The following is a 14,652-nucleotide window of genomic DNA, read 5'->3' as shown; positions in this document are numbered from 1 at the left end:
TCTATTGAGTGCGATAGAAACGGTTTGGGGTGGTGTGTATATCCGTTTCTGCGGTTACGGCGGCTTATGGTTCCGCTCTTACAGCGGCTCACTTTTGAGAAGCCCGGAAGCCGGCCCAGTCAAAAGTAAGCAAAACGCTTCTGCCCCACCACTTGGTACCTCGCCTAGGCTCGGTGTGCCCGAACGAAGGCATTGCTCCGTGGGCCCGCCGCGAAGGGCCATCCATGGCCCAGCGCGGCTATCCCGGCATCCATGCCGGGATGCCCACTGCGCAATACCTGCGTTCGGCCAGCGTGGTTTAACGGGGCGCCCGAGATCAAAAGCCAAAGCAAAGCAAAAGCGCGGCACATCCAGCATTTATGTAGCTGCACCACCGCTATCGCGAGCAAGCTCGCTCCCACATTCAATCTCCAGTGAACAAAAAGTTTATGTCCAACACAAAACCACTGTGGGAGCGAGCTTGCTCGCGAAGAGGCCGGCACATCCAATATCTTCATTGGCTGTGAAACCGCCTTCGCGAGCAGGCTCGCTCCCACAGGAAAAACGCGTTCGCAAAAAAGCCAGGTCGGCTGTCAGGCCGCCTCGATTTTGATTTTGATTTTGATTTTGATCTGGGGCGCCCCGTTAAACCACGCTGGCTGAACGAAGGTATTGCGCAGTGGGCAACCCGGCATGGATGCCGGGTTAGCCGCGCTGGGCCATGGATGGCCCTTCGCGGCGGCCCACGGAGCAATGCCTTCGTTCAGGCATGCCGAGCCTAGGCGAGGCACCGAGTGGTGGGGCATAAAGCGCTTTGGTTACTTTCGCGCTTTTCGAAAGTGACCCGCTGTAAGAGCGGAACCGTAAGTGGCCGTAACCGCAGCAATGGATATGCACACCACCCCTAAGCAATCACCCGCAACACCAGCGACAACTTAGACGTTAAAGCGGAAGTGCATCACATCACCGTCCTTGACGATGTACTCCTTGCCTTCCAGACGCCATTTACCAGCCTCCTTGGCACCCGCTTCGCCCTTGTACTGGATGAAATCGTCATAGGCGATGACTTCGGCGCGGATGAAGCCTTTTTCGAAGTCGGTATGGATCACGGCCGCGGCTTGTGGCGCGGTAGCCCCGACGCGAACGGTCCAGGCGCGGACTTCTTTTACGCCAGCGGTGAAGTACGTCTGCAGGTTGAGCATTTCATAACCCGCGCGGATCACGCGATTCAGGCCAGGCTCTTCCAGGCCCAGGGCCTCCAGGAACATGTCCTTCTCTTCGCCGTCTTCAAGCTCGGCGATTTCCGCTTCGATCTTGTTGCAGACCGGTACCACGATCGCGCCTTCTTCTGCGGCGATAGCTTTTACCACGTCCAGCAGCGGGTTGTTCTCGAAGCCGTCTTCGGCAACGTTGGCAATGTACATGACCGGCTTGGTGGTCAGCAGGTGGAAGCCACGAACGATCTGCTTCTCATCGGCACCCATGTTCTTGATCAGGCTGCGTGCCGGCTTGCCCAAGGTGAAGTGGGCGATCAACTGCTCGAGCAGGGCTTTCTGGGCGACGGCGTCTTTGTCGCCGCCCTTGGCATTGCGAGCGACTTTCTGCAGTTGCTTCTCGCAGCTGTCGAGGTCGGCGAAGATCAGTTCCAGGTCGATGATTTCGATATCGCGTTTCGGGTCGACGCTGTTGGAGACGTGAATCACGTTCTCGTCTTCGAAGCAGCGGACCACGTGGGCGATGGCATCGGTTTCGCGGATGTTGGCCAGGAACTTGTTGCCCAGGCCTTCACCTTTCGAAGCCCCGGCCACCAGACCGGCGATGTCGACGAACTCCATGGTGGTCGGCAGCACGCGCTCCGGGATCACGATGGCCGCCAGGGCGTCCAGGCGTGGGTCGGGCATCGGCACGATGCCGGTGTTCGGCTCGATGGTGCAGAAGGGGAAGTTCTCAGCCGCGATACCGGATTTGGTCAGGGCGTTGAACAGGGTGGACTTGCCGACGTTAGGCAGGCCGACGATGCCGCAATTGAATCCCATGGTGTTTCCCCTCGGATAAGTGTCAGGCCTTCTGGCTGTGCAGGTTTTTCATCGCGCGGTTCCATTCACCGGCGAGGATATCCGGCAGCACGCCGAGGGCAAAGTCGATGCTGGCATCGAGTTTTTCCTGTTCGGCGCGAGGCGCACGACCCAGGACAAAGTTTGAAACCATACTGGCAACGCCCGGGTGGCCGATGCCGAGCCGCAGGCGGTGAAAGGTATTCTGATTACCCAGTTGCGCGATGATGTCGCGCAACCCGTTGTGACCGCCATGGCCGCCGCCTTGCTTGAGCTTGGCAACGCCTGGAGGCAGGTCGAGTTCGTCGTGGGCCACCAGGATTTCTTCAGGCTTGATGCGAAAGAAACCGGCCAATGCCGCCACGGCCTGGCCGCTGCGGTTCATGTAGGTGGTGGGAATCAACAGGCGAACATCCTGACCCTGGTGCGAGAAGCGACCGGTCAGGCCGAAATACTTGCGATCGGCCGCCAGGCTGACGCCTTGTGCGTGCGCGATGCGCTCAACAAAAAGGGCCCCTGCGTTATGCCGGGTCTGTTCGTATTCAGCGCCTGGATTTCCCAGGCCAACGATCAGTTTAATGGCAGTCACGATAGGGGCCCTTACTGGAGTGTGGGTAACAATGTCGCAATCAGGCGGTGTTGCGACAGTGGACAAAAATGGCGGATTTACCGTTAAGTAAACTTCGCGTTCTCGCCCGCTGTCTCGCTACGTTCCAGTCCGCGATGTTTCCGGTCACTCCGGCGACAGAGTGAAATTACTCTGCAGCGCCTTCTTCAGTGGCTTCTGGAGCAACACGTGGAGCGTGGACGTTGGCAACAGCCTTGTCATCGCCGTGTGCCAGAGCAACAAACTCAACGCCTTTAGGAGCCTTGAGGTCGGACAGGTGAATGATCGTGCCGACTTCGGCGTCAGCCAGGTCGACTTCGATGAATTCAGGCAGGTCTTTCGGCAGGCAGGTCACTTCGATTTCCGAAACAACGTGCGAAATTTCGCCGCCTTTCTTGATCGGAGCAGCTTCGCCAACGAAGTGTACAGGCACGATAGCGGTCAGTTTCTGGCCAGCTACTACGCGTACGAAGTCGGCGTGCATCACGTGGCCTTTGGCCGGGTGACGCTGCAGGGCTTTGATCACGACGTTTTGCTTGGTGCCACCAATGTTCAGCTCGATGATGTGGCTGTAGGCCGCTTCGTTTTCGAGCAGTTTGGCAACTTCTTTGGCCAGCATGCTGATGGACTCAGGGGCTTTTTCGCCACCGTAGACTACAGCTGGAACCAGGCTTGCGAGACGACGCAGGCGGCGGCTCGCACCTTTCCCCAGGTCGGAACGCACTTCAGCATTCAGAGTAAAATCGTTCATGTTGTATCTCCAAAGTAACCACATTCACCCCAGCGCTTGCGACCAGCGCTTAAGGCGATATGGGCAAAAAAGCCCCGCCCCGACAGGTGATGCCGGGGCGGGGCGCTTTTCGTCAACGAGATGTCCTGGGAAGGGCAGGGCCCTTAGCGGAACATCGCACTGATCGATTCTTCGTTGCTGATGCGGCGAACCGCTTCGGCAACAACCGGTGCGATATCCAGTTGGCGGATACGCGCACAGGCTTGTGCTGCAGCGGACAGCGGGATGGTATTGGTAACCACCAGCTCGTCCAGCACGGAATTTTCAATGTTCTCGATCGCTCGACCCGACAGCACAGGGTGTGTGCAGTAGGCAAAGACCTTGGCAGCGCCATGCTCTTTCAGGGCCTTGGCCGCGTGGCACAGGGTGCCGGCGGTATCGACCATGTCATCGACCAGAATACAGGTACGCCCTTCGACGTCGCCGATGATATGCATCACTTCGGAGTGATTGGCTTTCTCACGGCGTTTGTCGATGATACCCAGATCAACGCCCAGGGATTTGGCAACCGCCCGTGCACGCACGACGCCGCCAATGTCCGGGGACACGATCATGAGGTTTTCGAAGCGCTGATCTTCAATATCATCCACCAGGACCGGGGAACCGTAGATGTTATCCACGGGAATATCGAAGAACCCCTGAATCTGGTCAGCATGCAAATCAACCGTGAGGACACGGTCGATGCCGACTACGGTCAGCATATCAGCCACGACTTTCGCGCTGATCGCCACACGTGCGGAACGCGGACGGCGATCCTGACGGGCATAACCAAAGTAAGGAATAACAGCAGTGATACGAGTAGCCGAGGAGCGACGGAAGGCATCAGCCATCACGACGAGTTCCATCAGGTTATCGTTGGTCGGAGCGCAAGTCGGCTGAATAATGAAAACGTCTTTACCGCGAACGTTTTCATTGATCTCGGCAGTGATTTCGCCGTCGGAGAACTTACCGACAGAAATGTCACCGAGAGGGATATGCAGCTGACGTACGACACGCCGAGCCAGATCGGGGTTAGCGTTCCCCGTAAAGACCATCATCTTGGACACGCGCAGTACCTGAAGGCTGAGGGTATACCTGGATGAGTATAGGAAAATGGCAGGGGCGGCTGGATTCGAACCAACGCATGGCAGGATCAAAACCTGCTGCCTTACCGCTTGGCGACGCCCCTGTATCTGTTGCTGCGAGTGCCCAGCACTCGATTCCTTTTAGAGCAGGTCTTGCAGCTTGCGATGCAACATCGAAACGTTGCTTCCTTTTGCTACAAACCCTGTAAGGGTCTCTGTCAGAAGGGCCGAGACTTTATCAGCTTCAGCTTTGCTTGGGAAGCCCCCAAACACACAACTTCCAGTTCCGGTGAGTTTTGCTTCGGTAAATTTACCTAACAAATTCAAAGCGTTACGAACATCTGGATAACGCCTTGCTACCACCGGTAAGCAGTCATTTCGACTGTTTCCCTTGGGAACGGGGCGCACTTTAATGGGAGGAGAGTTACGTGTCAACAGTGGATCTGAAAAAATTTCTGCTGTACTTACAGATACTTGCGGCACCAGCACCAAGTACCAGGGTTCTTCGGGTTCCACCGGGGTGAGTTTTTCCCCTACGCCCTCGGCGAAAGCGGCGTGGCCACGCACGAAAACCGGCACGTCGGCGCCCAGTGTCAGGCCCAGGGCCGCCAGGCGATCCACGTCCCAGCCCAGCTGCCACAAATGGTTGAGGCCCAATAAAGTCGTTGCCGCATTCGAGCTGCCGCCACCGATGCCGCCGCCCATGGGCAGGATTTTTTCGATCCAGATATCGACGCCCAATGGACAACCGGATTGCGCCTGGAGTTTTTTCGCGGCCTTGACGATCAGGTTGCTGTCGTGGGGAACGCCTTCGAATTCGGTGTGCAGGCGAATCACGCCGTCGTCGCGCACGGCAAAGGTGATTTCGTCGCCATAGTCCAGGAACTGAAAAATCGTCTGCAACTCGTGGTAGCCGTCCGGGCGACGGCCGAGGATGTGCAGCATCAGGTTGAGCTTGGCCGGGGAGGGCAGGGTCAGGCGTGCAGCGCTCATGTCATTGCCCCAGCTTGCGCGGCTGCCATTGCTTGATCACCAGCGTGACGTCGAGGTTGCTACCGTGCAGCTTGATGCGTTCGGGCAGCCAATAGCCGTTCTGCTGGGCATAGCTGAGGTATTCGATCTGCCAGTCATCCTGTTCGAGGTTGGACAGGCGGCTGTCGGCATCGAGGGTCAGGCGACTTTTACTGTCCGGTGCCGGCAGCCCGCGAACCCACCAGGTCAGGTGGGAAACCGGCAGCTTCCAGCCCATTTGTTCTTCCAGCAGTGCTTCGGGCGTGGGCGCCTCGTAGCGTCCCTGGTTGGCGACTTCCAGCGATACCTGGCCCGGCCGACCGGTCAGGCGGGCCGCACCGCGACCCAGTGGGCCCGACAGGCGAATGTCGTAGTAGTCCTGGCGCTGCAGCCAGAACAGCGTGCCGCTGCCGGAGTCTTTCGGGGCGCGGATGCCGATCTTGCCGTCGATCTGCCAGCCGTCGAGGCTGCTCAGTTGTTGCTTGTGCTCGCGCCATTGGGCCTGGTTGCCCTGGCCCTGGACGGATTCACGGGCGCCGAAGCCCGCGCAACCGGCGAGCAGGGCAATGAAGCTGAAAACGATGAGATGGCGCAAAAACATAATCTTAAAGAGTCTCGGATCCGGTCAGGCGTTTGATGGTGCTGCGCAAGATAGGGCTGTCAGGCTGATCCTTGAGGAATCGGCTCCAGATCTGCCGGGCTTCGCGTTGTTTGCCGTTGGCCCACAGGACCTCACCCAGGTGGGCGGCGACTTCCTGGTCGGGAAAGCGCTCCAGGGCCTGGCGCAACAGGCGTTCGGCTTCGTCGAGATTGCCCAGGCGGTAATTCACCCAGCCAAGGCTGTCGAGCACCGCCGGGTCTTCCGGATTGATCTGGTGGGCCTGTTCGATCAGCAGCTTGGCTTCGTCATAGCGGGTGGTGCGATCCGACAGCGTATAGCCCAGGGCGTTGAGGGCCATGGCGTTGTCCGGGTCACGCTGGATGATCAGGCGCAGGTCCTTTTCCATCTGGGCCAGGTCGTTGCGCTTCTCTGCCAGCATGGCGCGGGTATACAGCAGGTTCAGATCGTCCGGGTACTGCTTCAAGGCTTGTTGCAGCACGTTCCAGGCCTTGTCGCCCTGGTTGTTGGCCGACAGGGTTTCGGCTTCGATCAGGTACAGCTGGATGCCGTAGTCCGGTTGGGAGTCGCGCTGTACGGCGAGGCGGCTCTGGGCATCGGCGGTCTTGCCATTGCTGATCAGGATATCGGCCTGGCGCAACTGTGCCGGCAGGTAGTCGTTGCCCGGGCCAACCTGGGCGTACTCGATCAGTGCGCTCTCGGGGTCGTTGCGTTCCTCGGCGATGCGACCCAGGTTCAGGTGGGCCGAGTCGACGTGGCTTTCCCGGGCGATCAGGTCTTCCAGGTAACCCTTGGCCTCTTCCCAGGCCTTGGCTTCCAGGCAGACCAGCGCCAGGGAGTAGCGCAAGTCGTCGTCTTCCGGGTATTGCTGGACCAGGCTGGAGAACTCCACCTTGGCGTCGTCCATGCGGTTGTTTTCCACCAGCATGCGGGCGTAGGTGAGGCGCAGGCGTTTGTCGTCCGGGTACTTCTTGATGCTTTTTTCCAGCAGCGGCAGCGCTTCGTCGCCACGGTTCAAGCCTTGCAGCAGGCGAGCGCGCAGGAGGATCGGCGCCACTTCGCCAGCTTCCGGTGGGTTGTCTTCCAGCAGGGTGAGGGCGCCCTGGGTGTCACCGTCCTGTTGCAGCAGCAGGGCCTTGCCGAAAATCAGCTGGCCGTTGTTCGGGTGGCGCTGCAACAGGCGATCGAAGCTTTTCATCAGGCCGTTGCGGGTTTCCTGGTCGGTATCGGCAGCGGACAGCGCCAGGAAATCGAAATGAGTGTCGCCCTTGCCCAGCAGGACTTTCTCCATATACATCATGGAGTCGTCATAGCGCCCGGCCCGGGCCAGTTGCACGGCGGCGGCGCGCTGCGCTTCGAGGTCGTCCGGGGCGTTCCTCGCCCAGATCAACGCGGTATCCAGCGCGGGCTGGTCGGCGCCCAGGTATTCGGCAATGCGAAATGCCCGCTCGGAGATGCCCGGGTCCTGGGTGTTGATGGCCTGGGTCACATAGTTGTCCAGCGCAATGTCGAAGCGATTGCGCTGGCCTGCCAGTTCGGCGCTCAACAGGCTGAAGATGGTTTCTTCGCTGAACGAGCCGTAGACCTTGGGTTTTTCAGGAGCCTGCACGCTGTCTTCGACGGGCGGCGTACCGTCCGTCGAAACGGGGGCCATGGACTGGCAGCCGCTGAGCAAGGCAAGGGCGAGGAGCAACGCGGAAGATCTATTCATATAGGAAGAGGACGACTAACCTGCGGTCGGATCATCATGACACAAGCCTTCGGTCAAACATAACCGCCCCGTCGATTTACAACCCTGGGCAGGGCGATAGAGATCGAGTGGTTGTTCTGAATCTGACGAAGTAGGACAATTGCCGGCTTCACGTCACCATCAGCGACCTTGAATGGCCTTCCTTGCACTCGGTATTAACCACAAGACTGCTTCAGTAGACGTCCGCGAGCGCGTGGCCTTTACGCCTGAGCAGCTGGTTGAGGCCTTGCAGCAGCTCTGCCGACTCACCGACAGTCGCGAAGCTGCGATCCTCTCCACCTGCAATCGCAGCGAGCTATATATAGAACAGGATCACGTTTCGGCCGATTCAGTCCTGCGCTGGCTGGCCGAATACCACAACCTGAGCTTTGAAGAACTGCGCGCCAGTGCTTATGTGCACGAAGACGATGCGGCCGTTCGTCACATGATGCGCGTCGCCTCGGGGCTCGACTCGCTGGTGTTGGGCGAGCCGCAGATTCTCGGCCAGATGAAGTCGGCCTACGCCGTGGCCCGCGAGGCCGGCACCGTCGGACCGCTGCTGGGGCGCCTGTTCCAGGCGACGTTCAACGCCGCCAAGCAGGTACGCACCGACACCGCCATCGGTGAGAACCCGGTGTCCGTGGCGTTTGCCGCGGTCAGCCTGGCGAAACAGATTTTCAGTGATTTGCAACGCAGCCAGGCGCTGCTGATCGGCGCTGGCGAGACCATCACCCTGGTCGCCCGCCATCTCCACGACCTTGGGGTCAAGCGCATTGTTGTCGCCAACCGGACCCTGGAACGGGCCAGTACCCTGGCCGAGCAGTTCGGCGCCCATGCGGTGCTGCTGTCGGACATTCCCGCGGAACTGGTGCACAGCGACATCGTCATCAGTTCCACCGCCAGCCAGTTGCCGATCCTGGGCAAGGGCGCCGTGGAAAGTGCCCTGAAGCTGCGCAAGCACAAGCCGATTTTCATGGTGGACATTGCCGTTCCCCGGGACATCGAGCCGGAAGTCGGCGAGCTGGACGACGTTTATCTCTACAGCGTCGACGACCTGCACGAGGTGGTCGCCGAGAACCTCAAGAGCCGGCAGGGCGCGGCCCAGGCGGCCGAAGAGATGATTACCGTCGGCGCCGACGACTTCATGGTGCGCCTGCGCGAGCTGGCGGCGGTGGATGTACTCAAGGCCTATCGTCAGCAAAGCGAACGCCTGCGCGACGAGGAGCTGCAAAAAGCCCAGCGCCTGCTGGCCAACGGCGGCAGCGCCGAGGAGGTGCTGGTGCAACTGGCCCGCGGCCTGACCAACAAATTGCTCCACGCCCCCAGTGTCCAGCTCAAGAAGCTGACCGCCGAAGGCCGCCTCGATGCGCTGGCCATGGCCCAGGAACTCTTTGCCCTCGGTGAGGGCTCACCGGATAGCTTTTCGGATAAAAAACCGCAATGAAAGCGTCACTGCTCAACAAACTGGACATCCTCCAGGACCGTTTCGAAGAACTGACCGCCTTGCTGGGCGACGGCGAAGTCATTTCCGACCAGAACAAATTCCGCACCTACTCCAAGGAATACGCGGAAGTCGAGCCGATTGTCGCCACCTATAAACAGTTGCTCAAAGTGCAGGGCGATCTCGAAGGCGCCCAGGCGCTGCTCAAGGACAGCGACCCGGACATGCGCGAAATGGCCGTGGAGGAAGTCCGCGAAGCCAAGGATCAACTGGTTGAACTGGAAAGCAGCCTGCAACGCATGCTGCTGCCCAAGGACCCGAATGACGGGCGCAATGTGTTTCTTGAGATCCGTGCCGGTACCGGCGGCGATGAGGCGGCGATTTTTTCCGGCGATCTGTTTCGCATGTATTCGCGTTACGCCGAACGTCGTGGTTGGCGAGTGGAGATTCTCTCGGAGAACGAAGGCGAACACGGCGGCTATAAAGAAGTCATCGCCCGGGTCGAAGGCGATAATGTCTACGGCAAGCTGAAATTCGAATCCGGCGCCCACCGCGTGCAACGCGTGCCGGCTACCGAGTCCCAAGGGCGCATCCACACCTCGGCCTGCACCGTGGCGGTATTGCCCGAGCCGGACGAGCAGGAAGCCATCGAGATCAACCCGGCGGACCTGCGGGTCGACACTTATCGTTCCTCCGGCGCGGGCGGCCAGCACGTCAACAAGACTGACTCGGCGATCCGTATCACGCACTTGCCCTCGGGCATCGTGGTCGAGTGCCAGGAAGAACGTTCCCAGCACAAGAACCGCGCGCGGGCGATGGCCTGGTTGTCGGCCAAGCTCAACGACCAGCAGACCAGCGCCGCCGCCAATGCCATCGCCAGCGAACGCAAGTTGCTGGTGGGCTCGGGCGATCGTTCCGAGCGGATCCGTACCTACAACTTCGCCCAGGGCCGGGTCACCGACCATCGCGTCAACCTGACCCTGTATTCCCTGGACGAGATCCTTGCCGGTGGTGTCGATGCGGTGATCGAGCCGTTGCTGGCCGAATACCAGGCCGACCAGTTGGCGGCGATTGGCGAGTAAGCACAGGTGAACAAATGACCATCATCGCCAGTCTGTTACGCGCTGCCGAGTTGCCGGATTCGCCCACCTCACGGCTGGACGCCGAATTGTTGCTGGCCGCTGCGCTGGGCAAGTCCCGCAGCTTCCTGCACACCTGGCCCGAGCGGATCGTGCCCAGCGAGGCAGCGTTGCTGTTCTCCGAATACCTGCGGCGACGTCGTTCCGGCGAGCCGGTGGCGTACATCCTCGGGCAGCAGGGTTTCTGGAAACTCGATCTGGAAGTCGCACCCCATACCCTGATCCCGCGTCCCGACACCGAGCTGCTGGTGGAGACCGCGCTGGCGTTGTTGCCGGCGACACCGGCCCGGGTCCTGGACCTGGGCACCGGCAGCGGCGCGATTGCCCTGGCATTGGCCAGTGAGCGCCCGGCCTGGAAAGTCACGGCGGTCGACCGGGTGCTGGAGGCCGTGGCCCTGGCCGAACGCAATCGTCAGCGTCTGGACCTGCGCAACGTCACGGTGCTGAGCAGCCACTGGTTCAGTGCGCTGGAAGACGAGCGTTTCGAGTTGATCATCAGCAACCCGCCGTACATCGCGGCCAGCGATCCGCACCTGATCGAGGGCGACGTGCGTTTCGAGCCGGCCAGTGCCCTGGTTGCCGGGCCGGACGGGCTTGATGATCTGCGCCAGATCGTTGCCCAGGCCCCGGCTCACCTCGAGCCGGGCGGCTGGCTGATGCTCGAACACGGTTACGATCAGGCCGAGGCGGTGCGCGATTTGCTGCGCCTCCAAGGTTTTGCTGACGTCCACAGCCGCAAGGACCTGGGCGGCCATGAGCGCATCAGCCTGGGGTGCCGGCCGTGCTGAACGATCAGGAGCTGTTGCGCTACAGCCGGCAGATTCTCTTGCAGCACGTCGACATCGACGGCCAATTGCGGCTCAAGCAAAGCCGCGTGCTGATCATCGGCCTTGGCGGGCTCGGTGCCCCGGTGGCGTTGTACCTGGCCGCCGCTGGGGTAGGCGAGATGCACCTGGCGGATTTCGACACCGTCGACCTGACCAACCTGCAACGCCAGATCATTCACGACACCGACAGCGTCGGCCTGAGCAAGGTCGATTCGGCGATGCGACGCCTGGGGGCGATCAACCCTGAGGTTCGACTGGTGCCTCACCGGGCGGCCATGGACGAAGACAGCCTGGCCGCGGCGGTCGCGGCGGTGGATGTGGTGCTTGACTGCTCCGACAATTTTTCGACCCGCGAAGCGGTGAACGCAGCCTGTGTCGCGGCGGGTAAACCGCTGGTCAGTGGCGCGGCGATTCGCCTGGAAGGGCAGTTGTCGGTGTTCGACCCACGCCGCCCCGAAAGCCCTTGCTACCACTGCCTCTACGGCCACGGCAGCGAAGCCGAACTGACCTGCAGCGAAGCCGGTGTGATCGGGCCGCTGGTGGGGTTGGTGGGCAGCCTGCAAGCCCTTGAAGCCTTGAAGTTGCTCGCCGGTTTCGGTGAACCGCTGGTGGGGCGCCTGCTGTTGATCGATGCCTTGGGTACGCGATTCCGTGAACTGCGGGTCAAGCGTGATCCAGGTTGCAGCGTCTGTGGTGGTCAACATGAGTGAAGCGCCGGTCGGTGTGCTCGACTCGGGTGTCGGCGGGTTGTCGGTGCTGGGGGAAATTCGTCAGCTGCTGCCCAATGAGTCGCTGTTGTATGTGGCTGACTGTGGGCATATTCCCTACGGCGAGAAGACCCCGGAATACATCCGCCAACGCTGCGCGATCATTGCCGACTTTCTCCTGGGCCAGGGGGCCAAGGCACTGGTCGTGGCCTGCAACACCGCAACGGTCGCCGCAGTTGCCGATCTACGCCGTGATTTTCCCCATTGGCCCATCGTCGGCATGGAGCCGGCGGTCAAGCCGGCGGCCGCCGCGACCCGCAGCGGTATCGTCGGTGTGCTCGCCACCACGGGCACCTTGCAGAGCGCCAAGTTCGCCGCTTTGCTCGACCGTTTCGCCACCGATGTGCGGGTCATCACGCAACCATGTCCGGGGTTGGTGGAACTGATCGAAGCGGGTGACCTGCACAGCCCGGCCTTGTACCAACTGCTGCAACATTACGTCGACCCCTTGCTGGCCGCCGGCTGCGATACGCTGATCCTGGGTTGCACGCACTATCCGTTCCTCAAGCCATTGCTCGCGCAGATGATTCCGGAGCACATCAGCCTGATCGATACCGGTGCCGCCGTGGCCCGGCAACTTCAGCGCCTCCTGGCGGAGCGAGGGTTGTTGGCTGAAGGGCCTGCCAGCGAAACGCACTTCTGGACGAGTGCAGACCCGATACATTTAAGAAAAATCCTACCGATGCTATGGCATTCGTCCGGCGTTGTGCGAAGCTTCGATCTGTAAAAAAACGTGAAAATTGCATTAAACGTTCTGAACTTCTGTTTTAGCGCGGATTTCTATAGCTTTGTCTGTTTGTAACAAAATCAACTAAGTCTGTTCGGAAAAGGATGTTTCTAATGAAGCGCTTATTCTGCTTTGCCGCGTTTGCGGCTGCATTGCTGGGGCACACTTACACTGCGCAAGCAGCGGGTGTGGAGTTCGGGGTTGGCCAGACCAGCGATTCGACCATGACCTATCGCCTGGGCATGCAATTCGACTGGGACAAGAGTTGGCTGCAAAGTGATGTCGGTCGCCTGACCGGCTACTGGAGCGGCGCCTATACCTATTGGGAAGGGGACGAGACATCCAGCAATCACAGCCTGTCGTTCTCGCCTGTGTTTGTGTATGAATTTTCCGGTCAGAACGTGAAGCCTTACATCGAGGCAGGTATCGGCGTGGCGTTGTTTGCCAATACCGAAGTCGAAGACAACAAGCTCGGTACGGCCTTCCAGTTCGAAGATCGCATTGGCTTCGGCCTGCGCTTCAACGGTGGACATGAAGTGGGCATTCGCGCCACTCATTACTCCAACGCCGGCATCAAGTCGACTAACGACGGTGTGGAAAGCTACGCGCTGCACTACACGATGCCGCTGTAAAAAAACAGCTTGAGAACTGTGGGAGCGAGCTTGCTCGCGAAGCGGTGGGGCAGCCAATACGATGTTGCCTGATCTACCGCTTTCGCGAGCAGGCTCGCTCCCACAATAAATCAGGTCTGTCAGACCATTCTTTACCGATACGCCGTCGCAATCCCTTGGCGTTCTTCCAGGCATTCCGGCGCGCCCATCTCGAACTCGCGGCAGATCAGCGGACGCTTTTCGTAGATGGTGCACATCATGCTGTTGCGATCCAGGGCCGCGCACCAACCGTCATCAAGCCGCAGCATCACCTCTCCACCCCAATCGTCGGTGTCGATAAAGCGCTCCGGGACCCCGGTGTCGGTGATCAGCATCACTTCCAACTGGCAGCAGCACGCCGCGCACGTCGAACACGTGACAGCCGGTGCCGGGATTTCATGGAGGGGGATGGTTTTCATGGCGCGCAGTGTAAGGCAATCGGCGGCTCAGGGTTGGCCCTTGATCGGATAGCCATTTTTTGCCTGGCATGCGTCGATATCGGGCTGCATGGTTTCGGTCGACGAAGGTAAAGGCCAGAGTGCGCTCATGGACGCGATGGGGAGCGCGACTTCCCTGGGGCGTTCGACCAGATGATCGAGCACATGCTGCGCCGCTTCATCCGCCGACCAGTGGGTCGGCGTTGGAAAACAACCGTCAGGCCCCAGCGATGGGCCATCGTACCCCGGGTGTACCAACGTCACATCAACACCCGTGCACGCCAGTTCTGCCCGAGCCGAGTCGATCAGATGACGCATCCCGCGGCCACCCGCTTCGATTTGCGAAGGCGGCAGATAGGTCGCCGGGCTGGCAATACCCACCAGATGAGGTTCGGTCCCGGCGCGCAACAAAGGCAAGGCCATTTCGATGCAGAAGCTGGCGGCCAGCAGATTGCTGCGCACGATATGCTCGATCAATGAGTGATCAGCGGGCTGCCCGTCAATGTACTCAGCGGTCCCGGCATTGACGATCACCTGATCCAGGGCGCCCCATTGCCGGGCGATCTGTTCGCCGACTTCGCGCACGGCCTGGCTGTCGGTCAAATTGCCGGGCACGCTCAGCACTTGTCCTGGATAACGTACCGAAAGGGTTTCGCACGATCGGGCCGAGCGCGAACTGACGGCCAGGTATGCACCCGTCTGCAGTATCGCTTCAGCCAACGAAGCGCCGATTCCGTTGCCAGCCCCGGTGAGCCAATAGCGCCGTGGCAGTCTTAGACCCATTCCCTACTCCTTTCGATTGGACTGCGCA

At 60.3% G+C, this 14,652-nt stretch carries 16 protein-coding genes and 1 tRNA gene; 7 read left to right on the top strand and 10 right to left on the bottom strand.

The window, feature by feature from the left end:
• Nucleotides 1–152 precede the first annotated feature (152 nt).
• Nucleotides 153–302 (top strand): nucleoid-structuring protein H-NS, encoded by a 150-nt coding sequence (locus tag Q7F16_RS18550; protein ID WP_409556163.1) that lies wholly within the window; start codon nt 153–155, stop codon nt 300–302.
• Between the two features lie 612 nt (nt 303–914).
• On the opposite strand, the gene ychF is transcribed toward Q7F16_RS18550, so the two are convergent.
• The 8 genes from ychF to Q7F16_RS18510 form a co-directional block, all read right to left on the bottom strand.
• On the bottom strand, nt 915–2,015 hold the full coding sequence (gene ychF / locus Q7F16_RS18545; protein ID WP_409556162.1) for a redox-regulated ATPase YchF: 1,101 nt from the start codon (nt 2,013–2,015) through the stop codon (nt 915–917).
• A 22-nt stretch (nt 2,016–2,037) separates the two neighbouring features.
• The gene (pth, locus tag Q7F16_RS18540) at nt 2,038–2,622 is read right to left on the bottom strand and encodes an aminoacyl-tRNA hydrolase (protein WP_003185374.1); all 585 of its coding nucleotides are present in this window, start codon (nt 2,620–2,622) and stop codon (nt 2,038–2,040) included.
• A 166-nt stretch (nt 2,623–2,788) separates the two neighbouring features.
• Entirely contained in the window at nt 2,789–3,391 is a 603-nt protein-coding gene (locus Q7F16_RS18535; RefSeq protein WP_018606432.1) for a 50S ribosomal protein L25/general stress protein Ctc, read from the bottom strand.
• Nucleotides 3,392–3,534: 143 nt separating this feature from the next.
• Complete coding sequence (locus tag Q7F16_RS18530; RefSeq protein WP_003171603.1) at nt 3,535–4,476, bottom strand: ribose-phosphate pyrophosphokinase; 942 nt, start codon at nt 4,474–4,476, stop codon at nt 3,535–3,537.
• A gap of 47 nt (nt 4,477–4,523) precedes the next feature.
• Nucleotides 4,524–4,598 (bottom strand) — tRNA-Gln (locus tag Q7F16_RS18525).
• A 37-nt stretch (nt 4,599–4,635) separates the two neighbouring features.
• Complete coding sequence (ispE, locus tag Q7F16_RS18520; RefSeq protein WP_046063530.1) at nt 4,636–5,487, bottom strand: 4-(cytidine 5'-diphospho)-2-C-methyl-D-erythritol kinase; 852 nt, start codon at nt 5,485–5,487, stop codon at nt 4,636–4,638.
• 1 nt (nt 5,488) lies between these two features.
• Nucleotides 5,489–6,106, bottom strand: coding sequence for a lipoprotein insertase outer membrane protein LolB (gene lolB / locus Q7F16_RS18515; RefSeq protein ID WP_018606458.1), 618 nt, complete (start codon nt 6,104–6,106; stop codon nt 5,489–5,491).
• A 4-nt stretch (nt 6,107–6,110) separates the two neighbouring features.
• Nucleotides 6,111–7,835: a tetratricopeptide repeat protein gene (locus Q7F16_RS18510; protein WP_014340193.1), complete on the bottom strand. Its 1,725-nt coding sequence runs from the start codon at nt 7,833–7,835 to the stop codon at nt 6,111–6,113.
• A gap of 172 nt (nt 7,836–8,007) precedes the next feature.
• Between Q7F16_RS18510 and hemA the strand changes: the two genes are divergently transcribed.
• From hemA to Q7F16_RS18480, 6 genes are all read left to right on the top strand, one after another.
• Nucleotides 8,008–9,297, top strand: a complete 1,290-nt coding sequence (hemA, locus tag Q7F16_RS18505; RefSeq protein WP_014340192.1) for a glutamyl-tRNA reductase — start codon at nt 8,008–8,010, stop codon at nt 9,295–9,297.
• Nucleotides 9,294–10,376, top strand: coding sequence for a peptide chain release factor 1 (gene prfA, locus Q7F16_RS18500; protein WP_003205519.1), 1,083 nt, complete (start codon nt 9,294–9,296; stop codon nt 10,374–10,376). Before hemA ends, prfA begins: the two co-directional genes overlap by 4 nt.
• A gap of 14 nt (nt 10,377–10,390) precedes the next feature.
• Nucleotides 10,391–11,221: a peptide chain release factor N(5)-glutamine methyltransferase gene (gene prmC / locus Q7F16_RS18495; RefSeq protein ID WP_079302632.1), complete on the top strand. Its 831-nt coding sequence runs from the start codon at nt 10,391–10,393 to the stop codon at nt 11,219–11,221.
• Nucleotides 11,215–11,970: a molybdopterin-synthase adenylyltransferase MoeB gene (locus Q7F16_RS18490; RefSeq protein WP_003205517.1), complete on the top strand. Its 756-nt coding sequence runs from the start codon at nt 11,215–11,217 to the stop codon at nt 11,968–11,970. The genes prmC and Q7F16_RS18490 overlap by 7 nt, the downstream gene beginning before the upstream one ends.
• Nucleotides 11,963–12,754 carry a glutamate racemase gene (murI, locus tag Q7F16_RS18485; protein WP_095962302.1) on the top strand — a complete coding sequence of 264 codons (792 nt, stop codon included), beginning with the start codon at nt 11,963–11,965 and terminating at the stop codon, nt 12,752–12,754. Before Q7F16_RS18490 ends, murI begins: the two co-directional genes overlap by 8 nt.
• 113 nt (nt 12,755–12,867) lie before the next feature.
• Nucleotides 12,868–13,386, top strand: a complete 519-nt coding sequence (locus Q7F16_RS18480; RefSeq protein WP_014340188.1) for an acyloxyacyl hydrolase — start codon at nt 12,868–12,870, stop codon at nt 13,384–13,386.
• Nucleotides 13,387–13,517: 131 nt separating this feature from the next.
• On the opposite strand, the gene Q7F16_RS18475 is transcribed toward Q7F16_RS18480, so the two are convergent.
• Both Q7F16_RS18475 and Q7F16_RS18470 read right to left on the bottom strand, forming a co-directional pair.
• Nucleotides 13,518–13,823 (bottom strand): YkgJ family cysteine cluster protein, encoded by a 306-nt coding sequence (locus Q7F16_RS18475; RefSeq protein ID WP_041476142.1) that lies wholly within the window; start codon nt 13,821–13,823, stop codon nt 13,518–13,520.
• 27 nt (nt 13,824–13,850) lie between these two features.
• Nucleotides 13,851–14,624: an SDR family NAD(P)-dependent oxidoreductase gene (locus tag Q7F16_RS18470; RefSeq protein WP_409556161.1), complete on the bottom strand. Its 774-nt coding sequence runs from the start codon at nt 14,622–14,624 to the stop codon at nt 13,851–13,853.
• Nucleotides 14,625–14,652: the final 28 nt, after the last annotated feature.

The sequence above is a fragment of the Pseudomonas sp. Lb2C2 genome, from assembly GCF_052112205.1.
GTDB lineage: Bacteria > Pseudomonadota > Gammaproteobacteria > Pseudomonadales > Pseudomonadaceae > Aquipseudomonas > Aquipseudomonas kilonensis.
Note: the sequence above shows the minus strand (reverse complement) of the source record. Positions and strands in the feature narration are given on the sequence as shown.

Coding starts and splice junctions, on each gene's coding strand:
- ychF (WP_409556162.1), bottom strand. CDS start 2,015: ATGGGATTCAATTGCGGCATCGTCGGCCTGCCTAACGTCGGCAAGTCC.
- Q7F16_RS18535 (WP_018606432.1), bottom strand. CDS start 3,391: ATGAACGATTTTACTCTGAATGCTGAAGTGCGTTCCGACCTGGGGAAA.
- ispE (WP_046063530.1), bottom strand. CDS start 5,487: ATGAGCGCTGCACGCCTGACCCTGCCCTCCCCGGCCAAGCTCAACCTG.
- lolB (WP_018606458.1), bottom strand. CDS start 6,106: ATGTTTTTGCGCCATCTCATCGTTTTCAGCTTCATTGCCCTGCTCGCC.
- Q7F16_RS18510 (WP_014340193.1), bottom strand. CDS start 7,835: ATGAATAGATCTTCCGCGTTGCTCCTCGCCCTTGCCTTGCTCAGCGGC.
- hemA (WP_014340192.1), top strand. CDS start 8,008: ATGGCCTTCCTTGCACTCGGTATTAACCACAAGACTGCTTCAGTAGAC.
- prfA (WP_003205519.1), top strand. CDS start 9,294: ATGAAAGCGTCACTGCTCAACAAACTGGACATCCTCCAGGACCGTTTC.
- prmC (WP_079302632.1), top strand. CDS start 10,391: ATGACCATCATCGCCAGTCTGTTACGCGCTGCCGAGTTGCCGGATTCG.
- murI (WP_095962302.1), top strand. CDS start 11,963: ATGAGTGAAGCGCCGGTCGGTGTGCTCGACTCGGGTGTCGGCGGGTTG.
- Q7F16_RS18480 (WP_014340188.1), top strand. CDS start 12,868: ATGAAGCGCTTATTCTGCTTTGCCGCGTTTGCGGCTGCATTGCTGGGG.
- Q7F16_RS18475 (WP_041476142.1), bottom strand. CDS start 13,823: ATGAAAACCATCCCCCTCCATGAAATCCCGGCACCGGCTGTCACGTGT.
- Q7F16_RS18470 (WP_409556161.1), bottom strand. CDS start 14,624: ATGGGTCTAAGACTGCCACGGCGCTATTGGCTCACCGGGGCTGGCAAC.